Source organism: Bradyrhizobium sp. USDA 4011, assembly GCF_054063415.1.
On record NZ_JBSSGG010000001.1, the window covers coordinates 7,774,017 to 7,796,795 of the forward strand.

Annotated in this window: 16 protein-coding genes and 1 pseudogene; 12 read left to right on the forward strand and 5 right to left on the reverse strand. The window is 65.0% G+C overall.

Annotated elements, in window-relative coordinates; genetic code table 11:
• Window positions 1-20 precede the first annotated feature (20 nt).
• The 5 genes from ACVW1C_RS36830 (at window position 21) to ACVW1C_RS36850 (ending at window position 10,252) form a co-directional block, all read left to right on the forward strand.
• Window positions 21-2,684 (forward strand): nitrate reductase, encoded by a 2,664-nt coding sequence (locus ACVW1C_RS36830; protein WP_456762443.1) that lies wholly within the window; start codon window positions 21-23, stop codon window positions 2,682-2,684.
• 327 nt (window positions 2,685-3,011) lie between these two features.
• Window positions 3,012-6,416, forward strand: a complete 3,405-nt coding sequence (locus ACVW1C_RS36835; RefSeq protein ID WP_456762444.1) for an AAA family ATPase — start codon at window positions 3,012-3,014, stop codon at window positions 6,414-6,416.
• A 14-nt stretch (window positions 6,417-6,430) separates the two neighbouring features.
• On the forward strand, window positions 6,431-7,960 hold the full coding sequence (locus ACVW1C_RS36840) for a flavin monoamine oxidase family protein (RefSeq protein ID WP_456762445.1): 1,530 nt from the start codon (window positions 6,431-6,433) through the stop codon (window positions 7,958-7,960).
• Window positions 7,957-9,705 (forward strand): thiamine pyrophosphate-binding protein, encoded by a 1,749-nt coding sequence (locus ACVW1C_RS36845; RefSeq protein ID WP_456762446.1) that lies wholly within the window; start codon window positions 7,957-7,959, stop codon window positions 9,703-9,705. Before ACVW1C_RS36840 ends, ACVW1C_RS36845 begins: the two co-directional genes overlap by 4 nt.
• A 4-nt stretch (window positions 9,706-9,709) precedes the next feature.
• A complete protein-coding gene (locus ACVW1C_RS36850) occupies window positions 9,710-10,252 on the forward strand; it encodes a carboxymuconolactone decarboxylase family protein (protein WP_456762447.1) in 543 nt (180 codons plus the stop codon).
• Window positions 10,253-10,345: 93 nt separating this feature from the next.
• Here ACVW1C_RS36850 and ACVW1C_RS36855 read toward each other — a convergent pair whose 3' ends face one another.
• Window positions 10,346-10,591, reverse strand: a complete 246-nt coding sequence (locus ACVW1C_RS36855; RefSeq protein WP_456762448.1) for a hypothetical protein — start codon at window positions 10,589-10,591, stop codon at window positions 10,346-10,348.
• Window positions 10,592-10,877: 286 nt separating this feature from the next.
• Between ACVW1C_RS36855 and ACVW1C_RS36860 the strand changes: the two genes are divergently transcribed.
• Complete coding sequence (locus ACVW1C_RS36860) at window positions 10,878-12,104, forward strand: CaiB/BaiF CoA transferase family protein (protein WP_456762449.1); 1,227 nt, start codon at window positions 10,878-10,880, stop codon at window positions 12,102-12,104.
• A 241-nt stretch (window positions 12,105-12,345) separates the two neighbouring features.
• Window positions 12,346-12,741 (forward strand): Rid family hydrolase, encoded by a 396-nt coding sequence (locus tag ACVW1C_RS36865; protein ID WP_456762450.1) that lies wholly within the window; start codon window positions 12,346-12,348, stop codon window positions 12,739-12,741.
• Window positions 12,742-12,750: 9 nt separating this feature from the next.
• Here the strand turns inward: ACVW1C_RS36865 and ACVW1C_RS36870 are convergent, their stop codons facing one another.
• Window positions 12,751-13,440 (reverse strand): TetR/AcrR family transcriptional regulator, encoded by a 690-nt coding sequence (locus ACVW1C_RS36870; RefSeq protein ID WP_456762451.1) that lies wholly within the window; start codon window positions 13,438-13,440, stop codon window positions 12,751-12,753.
• Between the two features lie 285 nt (window positions 13,441-13,725).
• On the opposite strand from ACVW1C_RS36870, the gene ACVW1C_RS36875 reads away from it, so the two are divergent.
• From ACVW1C_RS36875 to ACVW1C_RS36885, 3 genes are all read left to right on the forward strand, one after another.
• On the forward strand, window positions 13,726-14,958 hold the full coding sequence (locus ACVW1C_RS36875) for an acyl-CoA dehydrogenase family protein (RefSeq protein WP_456762452.1): 1,233 nt from the start codon (window positions 13,726-13,728) through the stop codon (window positions 14,956-14,958).
• A 135-nt stretch (window positions 14,959-15,093) separates the two neighbouring features.
• Window positions 15,094-16,152 (forward strand): phosphotransferase family protein, encoded by a 1,059-nt coding sequence (locus ACVW1C_RS36880; protein ID WP_456762453.1) that lies wholly within the window; start codon window positions 15,094-15,096, stop codon window positions 16,150-16,152.
• A 324-nt stretch (window positions 16,153-16,476) separates the two neighbouring features.
• Entirely contained in the window at window positions 16,477-17,391 is a 915-nt protein-coding gene (locus ACVW1C_RS36885; protein ID WP_456762454.1) for a DMT family transporter, read from the forward strand.
• A 36-nt stretch (window positions 17,392-17,427) separates the two neighbouring features.
• Here the strand turns inward: ACVW1C_RS36885 and lepB are convergent, their stop codons facing one another.
• Together lepB and argE are read right to left on the reverse strand one after the other, a co-directional pair.
• Window positions 17,428-18,186, reverse strand: coding sequence for a signal peptidase I (gene lepB / locus ACVW1C_RS36890; protein WP_456762455.1), 759 nt, complete (start codon window positions 18,184-18,186; stop codon window positions 17,428-17,430).
• Window positions 18,187-18,225: 39 nt separating this feature from the next.
• Window positions 18,226-19,396 (reverse strand): annotated as a pseudogene (gene argE / locus ACVW1C_RS36895) (acetylornithine deacetylase).
• A 349-nt stretch (window positions 19,397-19,745) separates the two neighbouring features.
• Between argE and ACVW1C_RS36900 the strand changes: the two are divergent.
• A complete protein-coding gene (locus tag ACVW1C_RS36900) occupies window positions 19,746-20,831 on the forward strand; it encodes an IS4 family transposase (RefSeq protein ID WP_456762456.1) in 1,086 nt (361 codons plus the stop codon).
• 301 nt (window positions 20,832-21,132) lie between these two features.
• On the opposite strand, the gene ACVW1C_RS36905 is transcribed toward ACVW1C_RS36900, so the two are convergent.
• Entirely contained in the window at window positions 21,133-21,918 is a 786-nt protein-coding gene (locus tag ACVW1C_RS36905; RefSeq protein ID WP_456762457.1) for an SDR family NAD(P)-dependent oxidoreductase, read from the reverse strand.
• A gap of 140 nt (window positions 21,919-22,058) precedes the next feature.
• Here ACVW1C_RS36905 and ACVW1C_RS36910 point away from each other — a divergent pair, with 140 nt between their 5' ends.
• The gene (locus ACVW1C_RS36910; RefSeq protein ID WP_173637173.1) at window positions 22,059-22,766 is read left to right on the forward strand and encodes a histidine phosphatase family protein; all 708 of its coding nucleotides are present in this window, start codon (window positions 22,059-22,061) and stop codon (window positions 22,764-22,766) included.
• Window positions 22,767-22,779 lie beyond the last annotated feature (13 nt).

Sequence of the window (22,779 nt, forward strand, 5' to 3'; positions counted from 1 at the left end):
CGGGCAAGGATCGGCCAGCCATGTCCGTCAAGACCACGTGTCCCTATTGCGGTGTCGGCTGTGGCGTCATCGCGTCGAGGGACGCGGCGGGCGCCGTTCGGGTCGAGGGAGACAAGCAGCATCCGGCCAATTTCGGCCGGCTCTGCAGCAAGGGTTCGGCGCTCGCCGAGACCATCGATCTCGACGGGCGTCTGCTCGCGCCTGTCGTCGACGGCGCGCCGGCGGGCTGGGATGACGCGCTCGATCGTGTCGCCGATGGCTTCAGTCGCGTTATTCGCGAGCACGGGCCCGACGCCGTCGCGTTCTACGTCTCCGGCCAGCTCCTGACCGAGGACTATTACGTCATCAACAAGCTCGCCAAGGGCTTTGTCGGCACCGCCAATATCGACACCAATTCGCGGCTGTGCATGGCCTCCAGCGTCGCGGGGCACAAGCGTGCCTTCGGCAGCGACACCGTGCCGGGTTGCTACGAGGATCTCGAGCAGGCCGACCTTCTGGTGCTGGTCGGCTCCAACGCTGCGTGGTGCCATCCGATCCTGCATCAGCGCATGCTGGCGGCGAAGGAGAAGAACCCGGCGTCCAAGATCGTGGTGATCGATCCGCGCCGCACCGCGACCTGCGAGGGCGCCGATCTGCATCTGCCGCTGCGCTCCGGCAGCGACTCCGTGCTGTTCAACGGGCTGTTCGCGTTCCTCGCCGGCAGCAATGCGGTCGATCGCGGCTTTGTCGGCAATTGCACGACGGGGATCGTCGACGCCCTCAAGCAGGTGGCCGGCCAGACCCTGGCGCAGACCGCGGCGACCTGTGGCCTGACCGAAGGCGCGGTCGGGCTGTTCTTCGACTGGTTCACGAAGACCGAGCGCGTCGTCACACTGTATTCGCAGGGCATCAACCAGTCGTCGAGCGGCGTCGACAAGGTCAACGCCATCATCAATTGCCATCTGTTGACCGGACGTATCGGCCGTCCCGGCATGGGGCCGTTCTCGCTCACCGGCCAGCCCAACGCGATGGGCGGCCGCGAGGTCGGCGGTCTCGCCAACCAGCTCGCCGCGCATATGGAGATCGAGAACCCGGCGCATCGCGAACTGGTGCAGCGGTTCTGGCGCGCGCCTGTGATTGCGGAGAAGGGCGGGCTGAAGGCGGTCGACATGTTCGATGCGATCGCCGACGGCCGCATCAAGGCGGTGTGGATCATCTCGACCAATCCGGTGGTGAGCCTGCCCGATGCCGACCGCGCGCGCGCCGCGCTCGACGCCTGCGAGCTCGTGGTGGTGACGGACTGCATGCGAGACACCGACACCACGCGTCATGCCGACGTGCTGCTGCCGGCGCTGGCGTGGGGCGAGAAGGACGGCACCGTCACCAATTCCGAGCGCCGGATCTCGCGGCAGCGGCCGTTCCTGTCAGCGCCGGGCGAAGCGCGCGCCGACTGGCGGATCATCTGCGATGTCGCGGTCCGCATGGGATATCCGGGCTTCGACTACGCCTCGGTGGCGGAGGTGTTCCGCGAGCACGCCGAATTGTCGGGCTTTGAGAATAACGGCCGGCGCGATTTCGACATCTCGGCGCTGGCTGCGCTCGATGACGACGCCTACGACGCGCTCGCGCCGGTGCAGTGGCCGGTGACATCTGACCATCCGGCCGGCACGCCGCGGATGTTCGAGAGCCAGAAATTCTTCACGCCCGACGGCAAGGCGCGCTTCGTGCCGGTCGCGCCGCGCGCCGCGCGCCATGCGACTAGCCGCGATTTTCCGCTGGTGCTCAACACCGGCCGCATCAGAGATCAGTGGCACACCATGACCCGGACCGGGAAGACCGGTCGGCTGCTGTCGCATATCTTCGAGCCCTATGCCGAATTCCACCCCGAGGATGCGCGGCAGGCCGGGCTGCAGAATGAAGGGCTGGTGCGGCTGACGAGCAGCTGGGGCGAGATGATCGCGCGCGTCGTGGTCAGCGCCGATCAGCGCCGGGGCTGCGTATTCGTGCCGATGCACTGGAACGAGGAATTTGCCGGCGAGGGGCGCGTCAACGCGCTGGTCAATCCGGCGGTTGATCCGCTGTCCGGCCAGCCGGAGTCCAAGCACACGCCGGTCAAGGCCGATCCGTACGCGCCGAAATGGCACGCCTTCATCCTGAGCCGCGATGCGATCAAGCGTCCGGCAACCGGCTACTGGGTTTACGGCAAGGCCGGCGATTGCACGCGGCTGGAGCTCGCGCTCGACGTTCGCCCGGAGAGCTGGCGCGACTGGGCGCGGGCGCAGCTCGGCCTCGAAGGCGTCGAGATTGAATGGATCGCCTATCGCGATCCGGCCGCGGGCCATTTCCGTTACGCCGCGGTGCGCGACGGCCGGCTCGAGGGCTGCGTGTTCATCGCGCCCGATCACGCGCTGCCGTCGCGGGCGTGGCTCGCCGGGTTGTTCGCGGAGCAACAATTGTCGGCCAATGCGCGGATGGCACTGCTCGCCGGGCGGCCGTTCGGCGCGGGCGAGGATGTCGGTCCGATCGTCTGCTCCTGCTTCAGCATCGGACGGCACCAGATCACGGCCGAGATCAGGAAGGGCGCCGGCAGCGTCGAGGCGATCGGCCGTTGCCTGAAGGCCGGCACCAATTGCGGCGGCTGCAAGCCCGAGATCAGCAAGCTGATCGGCGCCACCGCGCAGCCGCGACAGGCGATCGCGTCCTGAGGCCCGGCGCCGGCTTGAGCCGAGTGAATGGACGCATGATCCGAAGCGGCTGTATTCATTGCGTATTGCCGGAAGACGTGCAATAGTTTACCCAAGAAACTTCAGATAGCGTTCATTCCGATGGAAGTCGCAATAAAGGATACGGTTTGCAGTATCTGGCGCTGCAGTTGCGATTCCATCAATTTTCGGTTGATTCCGCACAAATCATTCATCAGTTTTCCGGCACTTCGATCGAAGTGCCACGTTGCGTGCGCCAATGATTTAAGGCTGAAGGCCGGCAGGTGACCGAAAGTCGGGCCGGCCTGATGAAGCTCCCGCTGCAGGCGATTGTCGAGCTACGAAAGCAGCGGCGCACAATGGGATTTTACTGCAAAGGATTTTGAAACCAATTGGGATGCGACCATGGATGTCGAGGGATGGTTGCTGGAGCTGGGCCTCGAACAATATGGAACGCTGTTCCGGGCGAACGAAATCGATGCCGAAGTCCTGCTTGAGCTGAACGAGATCGATCTTGAGAAGCTCGGCGTGCCGTTGGGGCACCGCAAGCGCCTCCTCAAGGCGATCGCGAAATTGAGCGCCACGGAAAAGGCTGAGGTATCGCAACCGACGTCGGCCGAACCGGGCCCGCGGGACGCCGCGGAGCGTCGTCAGTTGACCGTCATGTTCTGCGATTTGGTTGGCTCGACCGCACTGTCGGCGCGGCTCGATCCCGAGGACATGCGCGAGGTGATGCGCTCCTATCAGGACGCGTGCTCGGGCGTCATCGCGCGCTATGAAGGTTTCGTCGCCAAATTCCTGGGTGACGGCATCGTGGCCTATTTCGGCTATCCGCTCGCGCATGAAGATGATGCGGAGCGCGCCGTGCGCGCCAGTCTGGAAATCGTTGCCGTCCTTGCCGGCCTGGAGACGCGGGCCGCCGACCTGCTGCAAATCCGCATCGGTATTGCGACGGGGGTCGTGGTGGTCGGCGACCTCATTGGACAAGGCTCCGCGCAGGAGCATACGGTGGTCGGCGACACACCAAACCTCGCCGCGCGGCTGCAAGGCGTAGCTCAACCCGGCAGTATCGTGGTGAGCGAGCAGGTGCGCCGCCTGGCCGGAGGCGCATTCGATTACGAGGATTTGGGTGAGCTGGCGCTCAAGGGCATCGCGCCCCCCACGCATGGCTATCGCATCCGCGGCATAGGCAAGACGGCCAGCCGCTTCGAAGCCGCCACCTCCGCGGGACTAACGGCCCTGGTGGGGCGGCACAGCGAGGTTTCGCTGCTGCAAGACCGCTGGGCCCAGGTGGTGGAAGGAACGGGGCAGGTGGTCTGCCTCAGCGGCGAGGCCGGCATCGGCAAGTCGCGCCTGGTCCATATGCTGCGCGCCCATGTGTCGGCCGGTGACGCCCTGTGCTTCTCCGCCAGCGGCTCGGCGTACCACCAGAACACCGCGCTACACCCGGTCATCGATCTCCTGCAAGGGCTGCTGGGATTTGAGCCCGGCGACGATGCGCCGGCACGCCTGGCCAAGCTGCATCAGGGCCTCGCCTTGCATGGTCTCGGCGACGCCCGCATGGCGAGCGTGTTCGCCGCCTTGCTGTCCCTTCCCAGCGAAGCTGGCCAACCCGCCGCGACGGCCGGCACGCAGAAGGAAACGCTGGAAGCGATCCTCACTCTGCTGCTGGCGCTGGCCGCACGCAAACCGGTCCTGCTTGTGGTCGAAGATCTGCATTGGCTGGATCCTTCCACGCTGGAACTTTTGGGCTTGCTGATCGATCAGGTGCCCACCGCCAACATCCTGCTGCTGACCGCGGCCCGACCCAACTTCCAGCCGCCCTGGGGGGCGCGGCCGCAGGTCAACGCGCTGCGCCTCGGCCGGTTGGCGCGCAGCGAGATCAGCCAGCTGGTGCTCCAGGTGACGGGTAGCAAGCCGCTGCCGGCGGAGGTGCTGGAGCAGATCATCAAGAAGACGGATGGCGTGCCGCTATTCGTCGAGGAATTGACCAAGACGGTGATGGAGCTTGGTCTGCTGAGGGACCTTGGCGAGCGCTACGAACTCGTGGGGCCGCTTACCCCGCTGGCCATTCCTGCCACGGTGCATGACTCGTTGATGGCGCGCCTGGACCGTCTATCGACGGCCAAAACTGTGGCCCAACTTGGCGCCGTGCTGGGTCGCAGTTTTGCCTACGACCTGTTGCATGCGGTGGCGAAAATGGACGAGGCGACGCTGCGCCAGTCGTTGCAGCAGCTTGTCGTCGCCGAGGTGTTGCAGCAACACGGCTTGCCGCCCAGCGCCACCTACACCTTCAAGCACGCGCTGGTGCAAGACGCCGCCTATGGCTCCCTGCTGCGCAGCACGCGCCAGCTGTTTCACCAGCGCGTCGCCCAGGTACTGGTGGAAAGCTTCGCCCCCCTTACGCAGGGGCAACCCGAGGTGCTGGCCTATCACTACACCGAGGCCGGCCTGGCCGCACAGGCCATCCCGCAGTGGCAGCGCGCGGCGCAATTGTCAGTAGGGCGCGCGGCGCATCGCGAGGCAATCAGCCAGTTCAATGCGGCGCTGGAATTGTTGGCCGGCCTACCCGCAGGGTCCGAGCGGTCCAGGCAGGAACTTGAGGTGAGGCTCGGTCTCGGACCGGCGCTGATGGCGGCGCGCGGCTATGCGGCGCCGGAGGTTGAGCGGACCTATGAGCGGGCACGCGAACTCGCGAACGAACTGGGCGAGGCCGAGCAGCGGTTCACCGTCTTGTTTGGACTGTGGCGCTACTACTTGAACCGTGCCCGCCTGGCCACGTCGCGCGGTCTCGCCGAGCAACTCATCACCTCGGCTGAGGAATCGAACGTCGACACACAGTGGTCGATGGCGCGTTATGCGATGGGCACCACTCAGTACTACCAGGGCGAGATCGAGCCCGCCGCCGCCAACCTGGAACAAGCCGTGGCGCTGTACGACCCGCGGCAGCATGTCAGTGTAGCGGCGAGCGACCCGCGCATCACCAGTCTTTCCTGCGGCGCCTGGGCGCTGTGGCATCAGGGCCTCGCCGAGCAGGCCTTGGCGCGCAGCGAGGAATCGGTGCGCCTTGCGCACGAGTTGTCGCATCTGCCGAGCCTCGCGCACGCCTTGTACTACGCGTCGCTGCTGCATCAGTTCAGGCGGGCCGCGGATCAGGCGCGTGATTGCCTGCAGCAGTTGATGGCCTGCTCCACCGAGCGCGGCTTCTCCTACTGGGAAGCGCGGGGCTCCGTGCTTCAGGGCTGGCTGTTGGGCGAGGAAGGCCACACGGCCGAAGGCATCCGCACCATGCTGCGCGGCATCGAGGCGGTGCAGGCGACCGGTGCCGAACTGGCCCAGCCCAACTACCTGGCCATGCTGGCCGAGCTGTATCTCAAGAACGGCGAAGCGGCCGCGGGGTTGCGCGCCGTGAACGACGCATTGGAGCGGATCGAGCACACCCTCGAGCGCCGCTGGCAACCTGAACTGCTTCGCCTGAAAGCCGAACTGCTGCTCGCCGAAGACGCCGGCGCGGCGGATGCCGCTCGGGACAGCCTGCACCAGGCGCTGGCCCTGGCGCGCCGGCAGAATAACCGGTCACTCGAGCTGCGCGCGGCGATGAGCCTTTATCGCCTGGAGCGCCATCACCGGGGACGATGCGACGGGCATCAACTGCAAACCGCCTGTTCCGCTTTCACCGAAGGGTATGACGAACCTGATCTACGCGAAGCCCGTACGCTGCTCCAAGCATCATAAAGGGAAATAACGCCATGGAAGAGTCGCTGTTGCATGATCTGGGCGATGAGGCGCTGGACCCGATCATCAAAGAGTACGTCCAAATCGTCCAGCGGGGATTGCCGCGACCGGCGCGCCCGCAGGACGTGATCATTGTCGGCGCCGGCATGGCCGGCCTGACCGCGGCGTATCTTTTGCGCAACGCGGGCCACCACGTGCGCATTCTGGAAGCCAACAATTATGTCGGCGGCCGCGTGCATACCTTTCGCTCCTTCAGCGGCGATCTCTATGCCGAAGCAGGCGCGATGCGGATCCCGAGCCAGCACCAGCTTGCCAGCGCATTCGCCGACCTGTTCAAGTTGCCGCGTGAACCCTTCTTCAACGTCGACATCGACCCCGCGACCCGCGACGCTGCCGACCCGGTGTCGCGCAACAATGAATGGCTGTTCGTCAACGGCGTGAAGATCAGGCGTAGCGCCTACACCGCCGGCCAGTTGAACTTCCCGCTGCCGCCGGGCGAGCAAGGCCTGACCTCGCAGCAAATGCTGGACGCCGCGCTGGCGCCGCTGCGCGATTTCATCAAGGCCGATCCGGCGTCGCGATGGCCGGTGGTGATCGAACGCTTCGGCGAATTCTCGGTGCGCCGCTTCCTGAAGGAGCAGACGCTGTATTCCGAGGAAGCGATCGAGATGATCGTCGTGCTGAACAATTTGGAATCGCGATTGATGACGTCCTTCGTGCAGGCCTTTATCGAGCTTGCCATCATCAATGACAAGGTTCGTTATTGGCAGATACCCGGCGGCAACGACTTGTTGCCGCGAGCCTTCCTGCCAGCGCTGAAAGACAGCATCAGCTTTGGCCAGCGCCTGAGCGCGTTGAGCTGGGACGGTAGCGGAGTCAGTCTGCGTACAACCAGTGGCGAGACCTTCAAGGGCGACTCGGCCATTGTCGCGATCCCGTTTTCCAGCCTGCGATTCGTGCGCACTGACCCGTTGTTCGTGCCGCAGCGCCGGCGTGCCATTCGCGAATTGCACTATGACGCCGCCACCAAGGTCTTGCTCGAATTCAGCCGCCGCTTCTGGGAGCAGGACGACGACATCTACGGCGGGGGCTCCACCACCGACCTTGCCAACCGCTACATCTACTACCCGAGCCACGACATGGGCTCCGACCGGGGCGGCGTCGTGCTCGCGAGCTACGTCTGGGGCGAGGACGCCTTGCGCTGGGACTCGCTGACGGAGCCCACGCGCCTGCAGTTTGCGTTGGACGGCGTCTGCGCGTTGCACGGCGAGGGCGTGCGTAAACTATATGTCGGTGGCACCAGCAAGAGCTGGATGCAGGATCCTTTCGCGTGCGGCGAGGCGGCCATCTTTGCGCCGGGGCAGTTCGAGATGTTGATGCCCTACCTGCTCGAGCCGGAAGGCGGCAAGGTTCACTTCGCGGGCGAGCACACCTCGCTCAAGCATGCGTGGATCGAAGGCGCCATCGAGTCCGGCGTGCGTACCGCGCTGGCGGTCAGCGAGGGACGCAAGCCGGCCGCAGTCCAACTGGGTATGACGCTATGAACAAACCACCCAACGCTATCGAATTCGTGCTCGGCGCGCTCAAGCAGGAAGGCATCAGCCATGTCTTCATGGTGCCCGGCGGATTGATCGACGGCTTCCTCACCGAGTTCGGCGACGTCACCGGCGTGAAAGCCATCGTCGCCGCCCATGAAGGCGGCGCGGGCTTCATGGCGGACGGCTATGCGCGGGCAAGCGGCCGGTTCGGCGTATGCCTCGGCATCGGCGGGCCGGGCGCGGCCAATCTGGTAGCGGCGCTCGCCAATGCCTATGCCGACGAGTCGCCGATCCTCGCCGTGACCGGTGAAGTGCAAAGCGACTGGGAAGGCCGCGGTTCATTCCAGGACGGCAGCGGTACGGGCATGAACGACGTCGCCCTGATGCGGCCGGTGACGGCGTTCGCTCAGGAAGTGCCGGCGGTCAGTCTGCTGCCGCATCATTTGCATGTGGCATTGCGCACCATGGTGGGGGACTCGCCGCGGCCGGTCTTCCTGAGCCTGCCGCAAGATCTGCACGAGCGGCCCGTGACCGAGGCCTACCGCCCGCTGCAATACGGCCTGGCAACGCCGCCGCGTGTGCTGGACCGGGAGACCGCGGCCGCCGCGCGAGCATTGCTGACGGCAGGCCCGCGCATCGCCATTCTGGCCGGAAACGGCTGCGTGAGATCCGGCGCCACGGAGGACCTCGTGCGGCTTGCCGATAGCTGCGGCATTCCGGTTGCCACCACGTTGCGCGCCAAGGGCGTAATCCCGGAAGACCATCGCCTGTCGCTGGGCGTGTTTGGCTATGGCGGGACGCGCCATTCGACACTGGCCTTGACGCCGGAGGACGACACCGGCCCCGACTCGCCGCCGGCGGCCGACGTGAAGGCCGACGTGCTGTTGATCCTGGGCTCGGGCCTAAGCCAGCGCGACACCATGTCGTGGAACCCGAACCTGCCGGCGGTCACCGTACAGGTCGACATCGACGCTTGCGAGTTCGGTCGCGACTATGCGGTGACCGGGTCCGTGGTGGGCGACGCGCGCGAGTTTGTGCGCTGGATGTTGGACGACGAGCCCGTGCGCAGCGCTCTTGCCGGCACCCGGGCGGCGCGCGACGCATGGACCGCGCGTATACGCGCCATGCCGCGCCTGTACGATGTGGCCAACACCCGGAGCAATGCGGTGCCCATACATCCGGCGCGCGCCGTTGCCGACCTGCGTCAGGTGGCCCCGCGCGACTGCGTGCTGCTGGTCGATTCCGGCGCGCATCGGGTCTTTGGCGGGCATTACTGGCAAAGTCATGGGCCCAGCGCCTATCTCACCGCCACCGCCATGGCGCCGATGGGTTGGGCCATTCCCGCGGCAATCGGCGCCAAGCTGGCGCGGCCGGAACTGCCGTGTGCGGTTATCACCGGCGATGGCTGCATGCTGATGCACGGCATCGAGATCCAGACCGCGGCGCGTCACGGTCTCGCGATCGTCTACGTCGTCATCAACAACGGCGCCTTGGGCAATGTCTACCTGCGCGCCAAGCAGATGAGCCCGGCCGCAGCCGAACTGTCCCTGCTTCGCACCCACGACTGGGTGCAATTTGCGCGCTCGCTCGGTGCCGACGGTGTGGTGGTGGAGCAGCCCGGCGACCTGGTCGGCGCCTTCGAGCACGCCTTTCGTTCGGGCGGCACGTTCATCGTCGATGTGCGCTGCGACCGTGACGCCACCACGCCCGTGGGCCCCTGGAACCGCGCCAAAGTGGCGTCGCTGGACTGAAGCCATGGCACAATTGCCCGACCCGACGCCGGATCTGGACGACGAGGGCCGCGCCATCTACCGGCGCCTGGCCGGCCCGCGCGGCGGGCTTCATGGCATGTATTTGGCGTTGATGAACAATCCCGTGCTGGCTGAGCATATCGGCAATCTCGGCAGCTATCTGCGCTTTCATGGCCTGCTCAGCGCCGACGTGCGCGAACTCGCCATCCTGGCGACGGCGCGCGGCCTTGGCGTGGCCTATGAATGGGAGCAGCATGCGCCGATCGCTCTCGCCGCCGGCGTGCCCCAGGCGGTGGTGAACGCATTGCAGGCTGGTGATTTCGCGGCTCCGCCCATGAGCGCTCTCTACGTCGACATTTGCAGCGCGGCCCGCCATGTCGTGGCGCAAGAGTCTCTGCCCGACCTCCTGCAGCAGCGCTTGCAGCAGGCGTTGGGCTTGAAGGGCGTGGTCGAACTGGTGGCGCTCTGCGGCTTCTACCGCTGCATCGCTACCGTCGTCACTGCCTTCGACGTAGCCCTACCCAATCCCGGACCGCCGCCGTTCTGAGCGGTCCCGTACAAAGCCGCAGATGCCGAACCTCGGGAGCACTTGATTAACTCCCGGAAGCGCGATGACGATTCAACCTGATCTCATCGCGCTTTAGCAGCCGCGGCAGATGCTCTTCAGCTTGTTGTTGAGCAGGCGGTCCTCCTCTTCGGAGGCTGCCTTGGTGTAGGGGTCGTCGGCGTGGCGTTTGTCGGCGGCAAATCCGCCGCCGCGACTTGCGCCGCCGGCATGCATGCCGTGCAATCCGCCGCCATGGCCATGGCCGCTGCGCGCATCCGCCGGCGGCGTTGCGGCCGCAAGCAGGGTCAGCAGCAGCCCGGCTGTCGTGATCGTCCGCATGATGTCCTCCTCGTCGCGGTAAAATGCCGCTGATGCTGCGGCAAATCGGTGTCGGCCAACTTCACAATTTCGCGTGGCGGCAATCGGCCCGATACTCGCGGCCGGTTCCCGAAGGGTCCCCGCCGTTGCGCCACACGGGGATGGCTTCATGCCGACAATGCAGTGCTCGCGGCAGCAAAATGGTGTATCGCCAAGCTCTGGCGCGCCCAGGAGACGGGCAAGAAACGGGCAAGACACGGTCCGGCGCCGGATAATCAAGATTTAGCGAGATTTCGGAGGAACGTTCATGTCGGCTCTGCCACTTTCGGGCATCAAGATTCTCGACCTCACGCGGGTGCTCGCGGGCCCGCTGTCGGCCCAGATGCTGGCGGATCTCGGCGCCGAGGTGATCAAGATCGAGCGGCCCGGCGGCGGCGACGACGCCCGCGCCTTTGGCCCGCCCTATCTCAAGGATCCCGAAGGCAAGGCGAACAACAACAACTCGTTCTACCTCTGCGCCAACCGCAACAAGAAGTCCGTCACCGTCAACATCGCCAAGCCCGAAGGGCAGGCGATCATCCGCGAGCTGGCCAAGTCGGTCGACGTGATGATGGAGAATTACAAGGTCGGCGATCTCAAGCGCTACGGCCTCGACTACGACACCATCAAGCAGCTCAACCCCGGCATCATCTATTGCTCGGTGACCGGCTTCGGCCAGACCGGCCCCTACGCCACGCGCGCTGGCTATGACGCGATCCTGCAGGCGATGGGCGGCCTGATGAGCGTCACCGGCCATATCGACGGCGAGCCCGGTGCGGGCCCGATGAAGGTCGGCCCCTCGATCGTCGACTACATGACCGGCATGAACACCTCGATCGGAATTCTGTCGGCGCTCTACCATCGCGACGCCAACAATGGCGAAGGGCAGCATGTCGACGTCTGCCTGTTCGACACGGTGATTGCCTCGCTGTCGCACTGGCTGCAGATCTATCTCGTCAACGGTACCATGCCGCCGCGCCGCGGCACCTGGGGCAATGGCGGCATGCCGGCCGGCGTGTTTCGCTGCACCGACGGCGAATTGATGCTGGTGGTCGGCAATGACGGCCAGTTCCAGCGCACTTGCGCCGTGCTCGGCGAACCCGAGCTCGCCAACGACAAGCGCTTCATCAAGAACAACGACCGCGTCGTGCACGGCAAGGAGATCATGGCGATCTTCGCCGGCCTGTTCCTGAAGCATCCGGTCGCCTACTGGCTGGAGAAGCTCGAGGAGGCGGGCGTGCCGTCCGGCCCGATCAACAATTTCGAGCAGGTGTTCAGCGATCCGCATGTGCAGTCGCGCGGCATGCGGGTCAAGGTCGATCACCCCTTCGAGCCGAACCTGTCGCTGATCCGCAATGCGCTGACCTTCTCGGGCACGCCGATCACCGACTACCGCGCCCCGCCGCTGTTAGGGGCCGACACCAAGGACGTGCTGGCGACCATCGGCTATGACGACGCCAAGGTCGAAGGACTGAAGGCGCAGGGGATTCTGTGACGCTGACTTCGGAGCCGCGGGCGGTCCGCTCTTCCCGTCATCCTGAGGTGCGAGCGGAGCGAGCCTCGAAGGATGAATCGGCCACCAGCCGGGCCGCGCATCCTTCGAGACGCGCTTCGCGCTCCTCAGGATGACGGGGAGAGGGCTGGTTGGTCGGCTACAACACTTCGACCTGCATCGAATCATCATTGACACGAGCCTGCTAGATTGGCGCCATCGATCCCTATCGAAGGTGCCAATCATGAAACGGGAAGTGGTCCGCGTCGAACCGATCTCGAGCTGGCTGGAGCGCTGGAATGCGCCGGCCTCGGCAGTCACCCGCGCCGGCAACATGATCTTCGTCTCCGGCCTGCCGCCGTTCGATCCGGCAACCGGCGAGATCGCCGCCAGCGCCTCGATCGAGCGGCAGAGCGAGCTGGTGATGGAGCAGCTCAAACAGTGTCTGGAGGCGGCCGGCGCGTCCTTCGACAGCGTGATGAAGTGCAACATCTTCTGTACCTCGGCAAGACACTTCGCGACTTTCAACGCGATCTACCGCAGATATTTCGCGGATGACCTGCCGGCGCGGATCTTCGTCTGCATCCCGGAATGGACCGGCCCGTTCGACATCGAGATCGACTGCATCGCGATGGTGTGAGGCGAGGCCTCACAAATCCTGGCGCGTCAGCCTGCCGTGCACCACGACCGGCCGCAGCGCCGGCTTGCTCGGCGCGTCGCTCATCGTCAGCGCCATCACCGAGACCGTCACCACGCGATCGATGATTGCGCGGACGTCGTCGAGGTCGCATTTGCCTTCCGACAGCCGCAGCAGGCGTTCCTTCTCGCGGATGGTGTGATGCGCCATCGCGAGCGCGAAGTGCAGGCCCCAGTACAGCTCGGTGTCGTCGCGGCCCGGCAGCGCGCGGCGCATCGCGGCGGCGAATTTGCGCAAGTGATCGACCTCGCGATTCTTGATGCGGCGGATCGGCGGCACGGATTCGATCGAGGCGCGGATCATGAAACGCGCCGCGGTCGAGCCCTCGCGATCGGGCCCGAGGCAGCCGCGCAAAGTGGGGCCGACGAGGGCGCGCATGATGTCCTCGATCGAGGCGCGTCCGCCGCCTGATTCCTCGGCCGCCTTCAATTCATTGAGACGTTCGCGGTTGGTCTGGATGCTGCGGGTGACGAACAGCTCCGCGATCAATTCGTCCTTGGAGCCGAAATGATAGTTCACCGCCGCGAGGTTGACGTTCGCCTCCGCGACGATGTCGCGCAGCGTGACGTCGCCGAAGCCGCGGTCGGCATAGAGCCGCTCGGCGGCGGCGAGAATGGCGGATCGGGTCTGGTCGCTGGCCATGGTCTTGAGCCTTTCCGTTATTCCGCGGTGCGGCGGGGAATGACGAAGACGACGGGGAGTTGCATTTCAAACATTTGTATGAAACTATCGTTTGAAGAGCCGGAAATGTCAATCCGCTGATCGCGGGGCGGCGTTCTGGCACACCACCGCCGCCGTTTCCGTGAACGCCCTTGCCGGCCGCGGAGGCGAGGTCAACAATGTTGCCCAAGAGGCCAAGGCCCGAGTTCAAGGCCGAGGTCCGCGGCCCATGTCCAAAGCCCAAGTCTAGGAAACGAGGAGCGTCCCATGGATTTCACGATGTCGGCCAGGCAGAAGGAATGGCTTGAGCGCGTTCAGGCTTTCATGAAAACGCATGTCCGCCCTGCCGTGCCGATCTACGACAAGCAGGACGCCGAAGGCCCGCGCTGGAAGGTGATCCCGATCCTTGAGGATCTGAAGAAGAAGGCGAAGGCCGAGGGCCTCTGGAACATGTTCATGCCGCCGTCCTCGCACGAGGATGACGAATTCCACGGCGCGGGATTGAGCAACCTCGAATACGCGCTGCTGTCGGAAGAGATGGGCCGCATCTCCTGGGCCTCGGAAGTGTTCAATTGCTCAGCCCCCGATACCGGCAACATGGAAGTGTTCATCCGCTACGGCACCAAGGAGCAGAAGCGCAAATGGCTGCGCCCGCTGATGGACGGCGAGATCCGTTCCGCCTTCCTGATGACCGAGCCGGCGGTTGCGTCCTCTGACGCCACCAACATCGAGACCCGCATCGAGAAGGACGGCGATCACTACGTCATCAACGGCCGCAAATGGTGGTCGTCGGGCGTCGGCGATCCCCGTTGCAAGGTCGCGATCCTGATGGGCAAGACCGACTTCAACGCCGCCAAGCATCAGCAGCAGTCGCAGATCCTGGTGCCGCTCGACACCCCCGGCATTAAGGTCGAGAAGATGCTGCCGGTGTTCGGCTTCGACGACGCGCCGCATGGCCACGCCCAGGTGCTGCTCGAAAACGTCCGCGTGCCGAAGGAAAACATCCTGCTCGGCGAAGGTCGCGGCTTCGAGATCGCGCAGGGCCGTCTCGGCCCGGGCCGCATCCATCACTGCATGCGCACCATCGGCCAAGCCGAGGAAGCGCTGGAGAAGATGGTGAAGCGGCTCGCCTCGCGCACCGCGTTCGGCAAGAAGATCATCGAGCACTCGGTCTGGGAGCAGCGCATCGGCGAGGCCCGCACCGATATCGAGATGAACCGTCTGTTGTGCCTCAAGGCCGCCGACATGATGGACAAGGTCGGCAACAAGACCGCGCAGGCCGAGATCGCGATGATCAAGGTCGCAGCTCCGAACATGGCGCTGAAGATCATCGACCAGGCGATCCAGGCCTATGGCGGCGGCGGCGTCTCCGACGAGGCCGGGCTCGCGAAGGCCTATGCCCACATCCGCACGCTTCGCCTGGCGGACGGTCCGGACGAGGTGCACAATCGCGCCATTGCCAGACTTGAACTTCGGAAGTATGCAAACACGTCGCACTGAGCATGACGCGGAACGCATGGCGTTGGCGCTGACATCGTGCTCAGAATGAAAAAGAGAAATCAGGCTGGCGTGCCAGCCTGATTGAAGGAGCGTCCGACGGCGCTCCCGAAAAAACTGAATTGAGGGAGCGTCATCGTGGCGGACGGCGTCAGGAAAGACGAAGAATTTTCCGGCACAAGGGAAGTCGAGGAGCGCCATCGTATCAACGAGGCGAACCTCGCGGCCTGGATGCAGGAACACGTCGAGGGCTATCAGGGCCCGCTCAAGGTCCTGCAGTTCAAGGGTGGCCAGTCCAACCCGACCTACAAGTTAGAGACCCCCGGCCGCAATTACGTGATGCGCCGTCGGCCGTTCGGTAAGTTGTTGCCGTCGGCCCATGCGGTGGATCGCGAGTTCCGCGTCATCGCGGCGCTCGGCAAGCAGAATTTCCCGGTCGCGAAAGCCTACGCGCTGTGCACCGACGATGCGGTGATCGGCTCGGCCTTCTACGTCATGTCGATGGAGGAGGGGCGGGTGTTCTGGGATCCGACGCTGCCGAGCCAGGAGCCCGACGCGCGCCGCAAGATCTTCACCAGCAAGATCGAGACGCTGGCGAAGCTGCACATGCTCGATCCCGAAAAGATCGGCCTCGGCGATTTCGGCAAGCCCGGCAATTATTTTGCGCGCCAGGTCGACCGCTGGACCAAGCAGTATCGCGCCTCCGAGACGCAGCACATTCCCGAATTCGAGAAGCTCGCGGAGTGGCTGCCGAGGACGGTGCCAGAGCAGAAGCGCGTCTCGGTCGTGCACGGCGACTATCGCCTCGACAACATGATCTTCCACGCCACCGAGCCGCGAGTGCAGGCGGTGCTCGACTGGGAATTGTCGACGCTCGGCGATCCCATGGCCGACTTCACCTATCTGTTGATGCAGTGGACCATGCCGGGCCTCGCCAATGCCGACCTCAAGGCGTTGAACATTCCGAGCCAGGACGAGGCCGCGCAGATCTACTGCGACGTCACCGGCATGGCTGTGCCGGATCTGAACTGGTACTTCTCCTACAACCTGTTCCGCCTCGCCGGCATCACGCAGGGCATTGCGGGCCGGGTTCGCGACGGCACCGCCGCGAATGCCAAGGCCCTCGAGTCGGCCAAGCGCACCGTGCCGCTGTCGCAGGCGTCCTGGGAATACGCGCAGAAGGCCGGCGCAACCTGATCCGAGAAACGCGGCGCGATCCTCAGGGCTCGCGCCGCTTTTTTCTTAACCTCGCCCCGCTTGCGGGGAGAGGTCGGATCGCATCGAAGATGCGATCCGGGTGAGGGGGAATTCCGCAAATCGTCTGTTGCCGATTGCGCGGAGACAGCCCCTCACCCCAACTCTCTCTCCCCGCAAGAGCGGGGCGAGGGGGCAAAGGGCAACCGCTTCTGCGAGCTGCGGCATGTTTCCGCATTGTAGCCATCTGTGACTTGAGTTCGCTGCGCCGCTTTGGCAAGTCAGTCCGGTCAACGCGCGCCCTGGTCCTGATCGGACATTTTCACCTTGGCCCTTTCCTCGAATCTTCGCGGCAGCCTGTTCATGGCGGCCGCCATGGCCAGCTTCACGGCCAACGACGCCATCACCAAGGCGGTGTCGGCGGAGCTCAACATCGGGGAGATCCTGCTGGTCCGCGGTCTGGTCGCGATGGTGCTGGTCGCGGCACTCGCCTGGTACCGCGACGCGCTCCGCAGTTTTGGCGCGCTGCTGATCTGGCCGGTCGGATTGCGCGTGCTGGGCGAGATCGGCGGCACGCTGACCTATCTCTCGGCGATTTCGCAGATCCCGCTCGCCAATGCCTCGGCGATCTTCCAGGCGCTGCCGCTCGTCATCACGCTGGGCGCGGCGCTGGTGTTCGGCGAGCCGGTCGGCTGGCGGCGCTGGCTTGCGATCGCCGCCGGCTTCATCGGCGTGCTGGTCATCGTGCGGCCGGGGGCGGAGGGCTTCAGCCAGGCCTCGCTTCTGGCGCTGGGGTCGGTCGGCTTCTGCGCGGTGCGCGATCTCGCCACCCGCCGCATCCCGAAAGCGCTGCCGACCGTGTTCATCACGCTGCTCACCACCATGACGGTGACGACGGCCGGCGCTGCCGTCCTGGTGCCGCTTGGCGGCTGGAAGGCGCCGTCGGGCCACGCCCTCGGCCTGCTGGTATTTGCCGCGGTGCTGATCCTGATCGGCTATCAATGCATCATCGTGTCGCTGCGCACGGGCGACATCTCGGCGGTGGCGCCGTTCCGTTACTCCGCATTGCTGTGGGCGATGCTGCTCGGCTATCTCGCCTTCGGCCACCAGCCGGACGTTCAGATGCTCACCGGCGCTGCGATCATCGTCGCCTCGGGCCTCTACGCCTTCTACCGCGAGCGCAAGCGCGACAAGCTCCGCCCGGCCGCGACGGGGCCCGGCCTGCCGCCGGACGGGTTATGATGCTGTGAAGGCCTAACCCGGCCTGCGCTCTGAACATCAGTGAATGCCGGTGAACAGCCGGTCCCAGCGCACCGAGGACGGCCAGCGCCACACCTGCCATGCCGGCGCTTCGTTGCCGATCGAGAAGAAGATCACCTTGGCTTGCCCGATCAGGTTCTCGAACGGCACGTAGCCGACGCCGCCACGCGCGGGCGGCACGCGGCTGTCGGCCGAGTTGTCGCGGTTGTCACCCATCGCGAAGAAATGCCCGGGCGGCACCACATAGACCGGCGTGTTGTCGTATTCGGAACGCTCGATGCGATCGAGCGTGTCGTAGCTGACCCCGTTCGGCAGGGTCTCGCGCCAGCGCTTGACGCGGACCGGGCGCGGCCCCTCGTCGCGATCGACATAGTCGTCGACCCGCTCGCGCTTCACCGCGGTGCCGTTGATGTACAGCTGCCCGTCGATCATTTGAATGCGATCGCCGGGCAGGCCGATCACGCGCTTGATGAAATCAACGGAGTCGTCGCTCGGCAGCCGGAACACCACGACGTCGCCCGGCCTGGGTTCGGAGCCGAAGATGCGGCCGGAGAACAGCGGCGGCGAGAAGGGCAGGGAGTAGTGCGTGTAGCCGTAGCTGTATTTCGAGAGAAACAGGTAGTCGCCGACCAGCAACGTCGATTCCATCGACTCCGACGGGATGTTGAAGGACTGGAACAGGAAGGTGCGGATCACCAGCGCGATGATCAGCGCCTGCACGGCCACGCGGAAGGTTTCCGCGGTTCCGCCTTGCTGACGTTGCTTTTCGGTCGACATGGTCCCGGGTTCCTGTTTCACGCCCTACGCATGACCGCATCACTTCGCGCAATGCGCGATCAGCCGCGCGACGAACTCTCCGCAAGCCGCGAGCTGCGACATCTCGACGAACTCGTCCGGCGTGTGCGCCTGCGCGATCGAGCCGGGGCCGACCACCACCGACGGCACATTGGCCATGCTGACGAACAGGCTCGCCTCGGTGCCGAACGCGACCTTGGCGTGGTCGTTGCGGCCGGCGAGCTGCTTGGCGAGCGTGACGATGGGCGCGTCCGCTGCGGTGTCGAGTGCGGGGTAGTCGAGGATTTCCTCGAAATCGACGCCGCACTCCGGATGCCGCTTGCGCATGGCAGGCTCGATCTCGGCCTTGGCCCAGGCGATGATCGCGTCCGTCACCTGCCGGGACTCGGTGATGCCGATGCCGCGGCATTCGAATTCCACCACGCAACTGTCAGGCACGATGTTTAGCGCGGCGCCGCCATGCACGATGCTGGTGAGCAGGGTCGAGTGCGGGACGTCGTAGAGGCTGTCTCGCTCGGCATCCGCGGCCAGCAGCGCGGCGCGGCGGCGGATTTCGGTGATCAGGTCGGCCGCGTATTCGATGGCGTTGACGCCATCAGGCGCGATCGAGGAGTGGCGGGCGAGCCCGCGGAACGTGGCGCGCACGCCGTGCTTGCCCTTGTGGCCGATGATCACCTGCATCTGGGTCGGCTCGCCGACGAAGCAGCCGAGCGGCCTGATCGGCTTGCGTGCGACGTCGCGCAGCATAGGGCGCACGCCGACGCAACCGATCTCCTCGTCATAGGAGATCGCAAGATTGATCGGCGTCTTCAGATCGGCCGCGAGCATTTCCGGAACCATCGCGAGACAGACCGCGACAAAGCCTTTCATGTCGGTGGTGCCGCGGCCGTACAGCCGCCCGTCACGCTCGACGAGCTCGAACGGGTTGTGGCTCCAGTCCTGTCCCGCAACCGGCACGACATCCGGTGTGCCCCGACAGAACCAGCCCGGCCTTGTCCTCGGGGCCGATCGTGACCCACAACGAGGATTTCCGTCCGGTGTCATCGACGATGCGCTGTCCGCTGACGCCAAGCGAGGCGAGGTAGCGCTCGATGTAGTCGATCAGGGGCAGGTTGCTGCGGTCGCTGATGGTGTCGAACGCGACGAGGTCGGCCAATAGCTTGCGGATACGGTCGGGGCGTTGATGTTGCATTGCCTGTTCGTGTGCGAGGGAGTGTGCGAGGAATTGCTGATGTACCGGCGATCCTGCCAGCAAAGTATAACAGCTGGTTTGCCTGCCGGGGCCAAGCAATATTAGGGCCGCTGCGGGACGTTATTGCGGCTCCGCTTCCGTCGCCCGGCTTTCCCTGCGCCCTCTTCAAGGGAGCGGGCGGAACGAAGAGCAAAGCTCGGACAGAACATGTCGCAAGAATGCGGAAGTTTCACTCACAAGCCGCGCAGCATATTTGGTGTCGTCCCGGCTTTCGCCCATAGGCGCTAAAATAGGATTTGCGCGTTGAATTTGTATGTGATTCCAAGAAGGGATGAGACACGAATCGCTTGTGAACGAAGACTGGGCGCGTGTTGTTGCTCGGCTTGGTGGGGCTAAGGCTCTGGAGGTTGGCGCGCGCGAGACGAAGGCGTTTGTTCGTCCGCGCGAGATCACCAATGCGGTTGATTTGCTGCGGCTGATCCTTGCGTATTGTCTGGGCACGCGGGGTTTGCGGCTGACGGCGGCGTGGGCGACGTCGGTGGGCCTTGTCGACATCTCCAACGTGGCTCTGTTGTATCGCTTGCGTCAGTCCGGAGATTGGCTGGCGCAACTGATAGGTCAGGCACTTGCGAGTGGTGCGCCGAAGGCAAGCCGCGGTCGGCTGATCCGCATCGTTGACGCCACGACGGTCCCCAAAGCCGGAACCGAGGGCAGGCAAAACAACGCAGTGTGGCGTATCCACAGTGCGTTCGATCTTCCGCAAGAGCGCTTTGGGCACTTCGAGCTGACCGATGAGGGCGCAGGCGAGACACTGGATCGGATACCCGTGACTGCCGGCGAGATCCGTCTTGCCGACCGTGCCTACCTGCAACCAGAGCGCAAGGCGCATCTGGTCGATGCCGGCGCGGACTTCGTGATCCGCGCGGGCTGGAAGAGCGCGCGTTGGCTGGATCGCAACGGCAACCTTGTCGATCTCATCGCAGAGCTGCGCAAGGCCTTGGCAGGCGGCATGATCGATCGACCGATCTGGATAGAGCGCAAGTCCGGTGCGCAACCGCTTGCTGTGCGCTTGGTCGCGGTCAAAAAGCCGGCGCATGCGGCCGCGGAGGCGCGACGCAAGGCACGCAGGACAGCCCAGAAGGGAGGCCATCAACTCTCCAGGCAAACGCTTGAGGCCGCAGATTGGGTAATCCTGGCGACCTCGCTCAAGGGCGAGGACTTCACGGCTGCTGACGTCATTGCCCTCTACCGGTTGCGATGGCGGATTGAGCTCGGCTTCAAGCGGCTGAAGAGCTTGATTGGCTTGAAGGGACCTCCCGGAACTGACCAGCGGTCCGCTAAACCCCATATCCTCGCTCACCTGCTGATCACTCTACTGCTCGAGCCGCTGGTCGACGAACTCGAGGACTCTCCCCGCTTGGACGAAGCCGCCTGACCAGACCTTCCGCATGGCGCCTGCTACGTCAGCTCATCGCCTCATTGCTCCAAGCCGTCATTCCCCAACCCACGATCGCTTGTCTGCGCAGAGCAAGCCGTGCTCTCCGGCGACATCTGCGCGAGCCCCCCAGACGCAAGCGCCGCTATCAGGCAATGATCAAACTATCTTAGCGCCTATGGGCTTTCGCCGGGACGACGGTCGTGAATGTGGAGTCATCCGGGCGGCCGGGACGACGGTGGTGGATGTGGCGCCGTCATCGCACCATGCAGACTCGCGCCGCGAACGGAGAATGCCGTTGCTAGATCGGCTTGCCCGTATACGGCATCGACGCGGTGAGGCCGCCGTCGACCGGGATGGCCTGGCCGTTGACGTAGGACGCCTCGTCGCTCGCCAGGAACAATCCCATCGCGGCGAGTTCGTGCGGCTGGCCGGGGCGCTTTAGCGGATTGAGCTGGCCGATCTTGTCCTGGGTGCCGCGCTCCTTGGCGCGATCGAACACCGGCTTGGTCATGCCGGTCTCGATCAGGCCCGGGCAGACCGCGTTGATGCGCACGCCGGTGCCGGAGAGCGAGTAGGCGGTGGTCTGCACCAGGCTGATCACGCCGGCCTTGCTCGCGCCATAGGGATGTCCGCTGGCGCCGGCCTTCAGGCCTGCGACCGAGGCGGTGCAGATGATCGAACCGGAGCCCTGCTTGGTCATGTGCGGGATCGAATGCTTGATCGCGAGGAACGGTCCGATCAGATTGATGCGCAGCACTTCCTGCCAGTGTTCCACGGTCTGGTCGGCGAGCGGCACGAGGCCGCCGCTGACGCCTGCATTGGCCCAGATCCCATCGAGCTTGCCGTATTTCGAAACCGCCTTGTCGATGAAGGCCTTCACGTCGCTCTCCGAGCCGGCATCGGCGGTGACGGCTTCGACCGTGCCGCCGGCATCGCGCACCAGCTTGGCGGTCTCGTTGACGCCCTCGGTGCGATCGACCGCGATCAGCTTGGCGCCTTCCTTGGTGAACAGCAGCGAGGCGGCGCGGCCGATGCCGCTTCCAGCGCCGGTGATGATGACGGATTTGCCTTCGAGGCGGCCCATGGTTTTTCTCCCTGTTTACATGGTCCGTGGCGCGTCTGCCGCGCGACGGAATTCAAACAAAATTTCAAACGTCCGAAGCACTTGAGACGATGTGCGGCGTGACGTACAGCGACGGGGGACAGTATTGAAGGGCTCATCCGATGTCCAATCCAGACAAGCCTAACGTGACGGTGACGCGGTGGTGGTGGGTTCGCCACGCGCCGGTGCGCAGCGACGGCGGCAACATCTACGGACAAGAGGATATCGACTGCGACACCGGCGACATCGAAGTGTTCGAGGCGGTCGCCAAGATGCTGCCGCGCGATGCGGTCTGGTATTCGAGCAATCTGAAGCGCACGCACAAGACCGCGGAAGCGATCTGGGCCGCAGGTTTTCCGAAACCGGCCAACATGACGCAGGAACGCGACTTCGCCGAACAGCATCTCGGCCAGTGGCAGGGCATGAACCGGGCGGCACTGCTCGCGCGCCAGCCACCCGGCAGAAGCTGGTTTGCCGACGTCAACGAGCCCGCGCCCGGCGGCGAGAGCTTCATGGATCTCTATACGCGGGTCTGCCGCACGATCGTGCGGATCACGGCTGCGGAGCCGGGCAAGAACATCATTGCGGTCGGCCATGGCGGCGTGATCCGGGCCGCGGTCGGTCTTGCGCTCGGCGGCCAGCCGGACCGGGGCCTGTCGTTCGACATCGACAACGTTTCGGTGACGCGGCTCGATCACATCGCAGGCATCGGCCTGTCGACCTGGCGGCTGCCGATGGTGAACCAGCAACCCTGGATCGCCGATCCGCGCCACGCCGCGATGCATCAGCCGTCCGGACCTGAAGTCCGGCCGGCGAGCAAGCTTGCGTGATTTCCGCTATCGC

Bases quoted from the DNA above. Each gene is read 5' to 3' on its own strand.
- ACVW1C_RS36830 (WP_456762443.1), top strand. From the start codon at position 21: ATGTCCGTCAAGACCACGTGTCCCTATTGCGGTGTCGGCTGTGGCGTC.
- ACVW1C_RS36840 (WP_456762445.1), top strand. From the start codon at position 6,431: ATGGAAGAGTCGCTGTTGCATGATCTGGGCGATGAGGCGCTGGACCCG.
- ACVW1C_RS36845 (WP_456762446.1), top strand. From the start codon at position 7,957: ATGAACAAACCACCCAACGCTATCGAATTCGTGCTCGGCGCGCTCAAG.
- ACVW1C_RS36850 (WP_456762447.1), top strand. From the start codon at position 9,710: ATGGCACAATTGCCCGACCCGACGCCGGATCTGGACGACGAGGGCCGC.
- ACVW1C_RS36855 (WP_456762448.1), bottom strand. From the start codon at position 10,591: ATGCGGACGATCACGACAGCCGGGCTGCTGCTGACCCTGCTTGCGGCC.
- ACVW1C_RS36860 (WP_456762449.1), top strand. From the start codon at position 10,878: ATGTCGGCTCTGCCACTTTCGGGCATCAAGATTCTCGACCTCACGCGG.
- ACVW1C_RS36865 (WP_456762450.1), top strand. From the start codon at position 12,346: ATGAAACGGGAAGTGGTCCGCGTCGAACCGATCTCGAGCTGGCTGGAG.
- ACVW1C_RS36870 (WP_456762451.1), bottom strand. From the start codon at position 13,440: ATGGCCAGCGACCAGACCCGATCCGCCATTCTCGCCGCCGCCGAGCGG.
- ACVW1C_RS36875 (WP_456762452.1), top strand. From the start codon at position 13,726: ATGGATTTCACGATGTCGGCCAGGCAGAAGGAATGGCTTGAGCGCGTT.
- lepB (WP_456762455.1), bottom strand. From the start codon at position 18,186: ATGTCGACCGAAAAGCAACGTCAGCAAGGCGGAACCGCGGAAACCTTC.
- ACVW1C_RS36905 (WP_456762457.1), bottom strand. From the start codon at position 21,918: ATGGGCCGCCTCGAAGGCAAATCCGTCATCATCACCGGCGCTGGAAGC.
- ACVW1C_RS36910 (WP_173637173.1), top strand. From the start codon at position 22,059: ATGTCCAATCCAGACAAGCCTAACGTGACGGTGACGCGGTGGTGGTGG.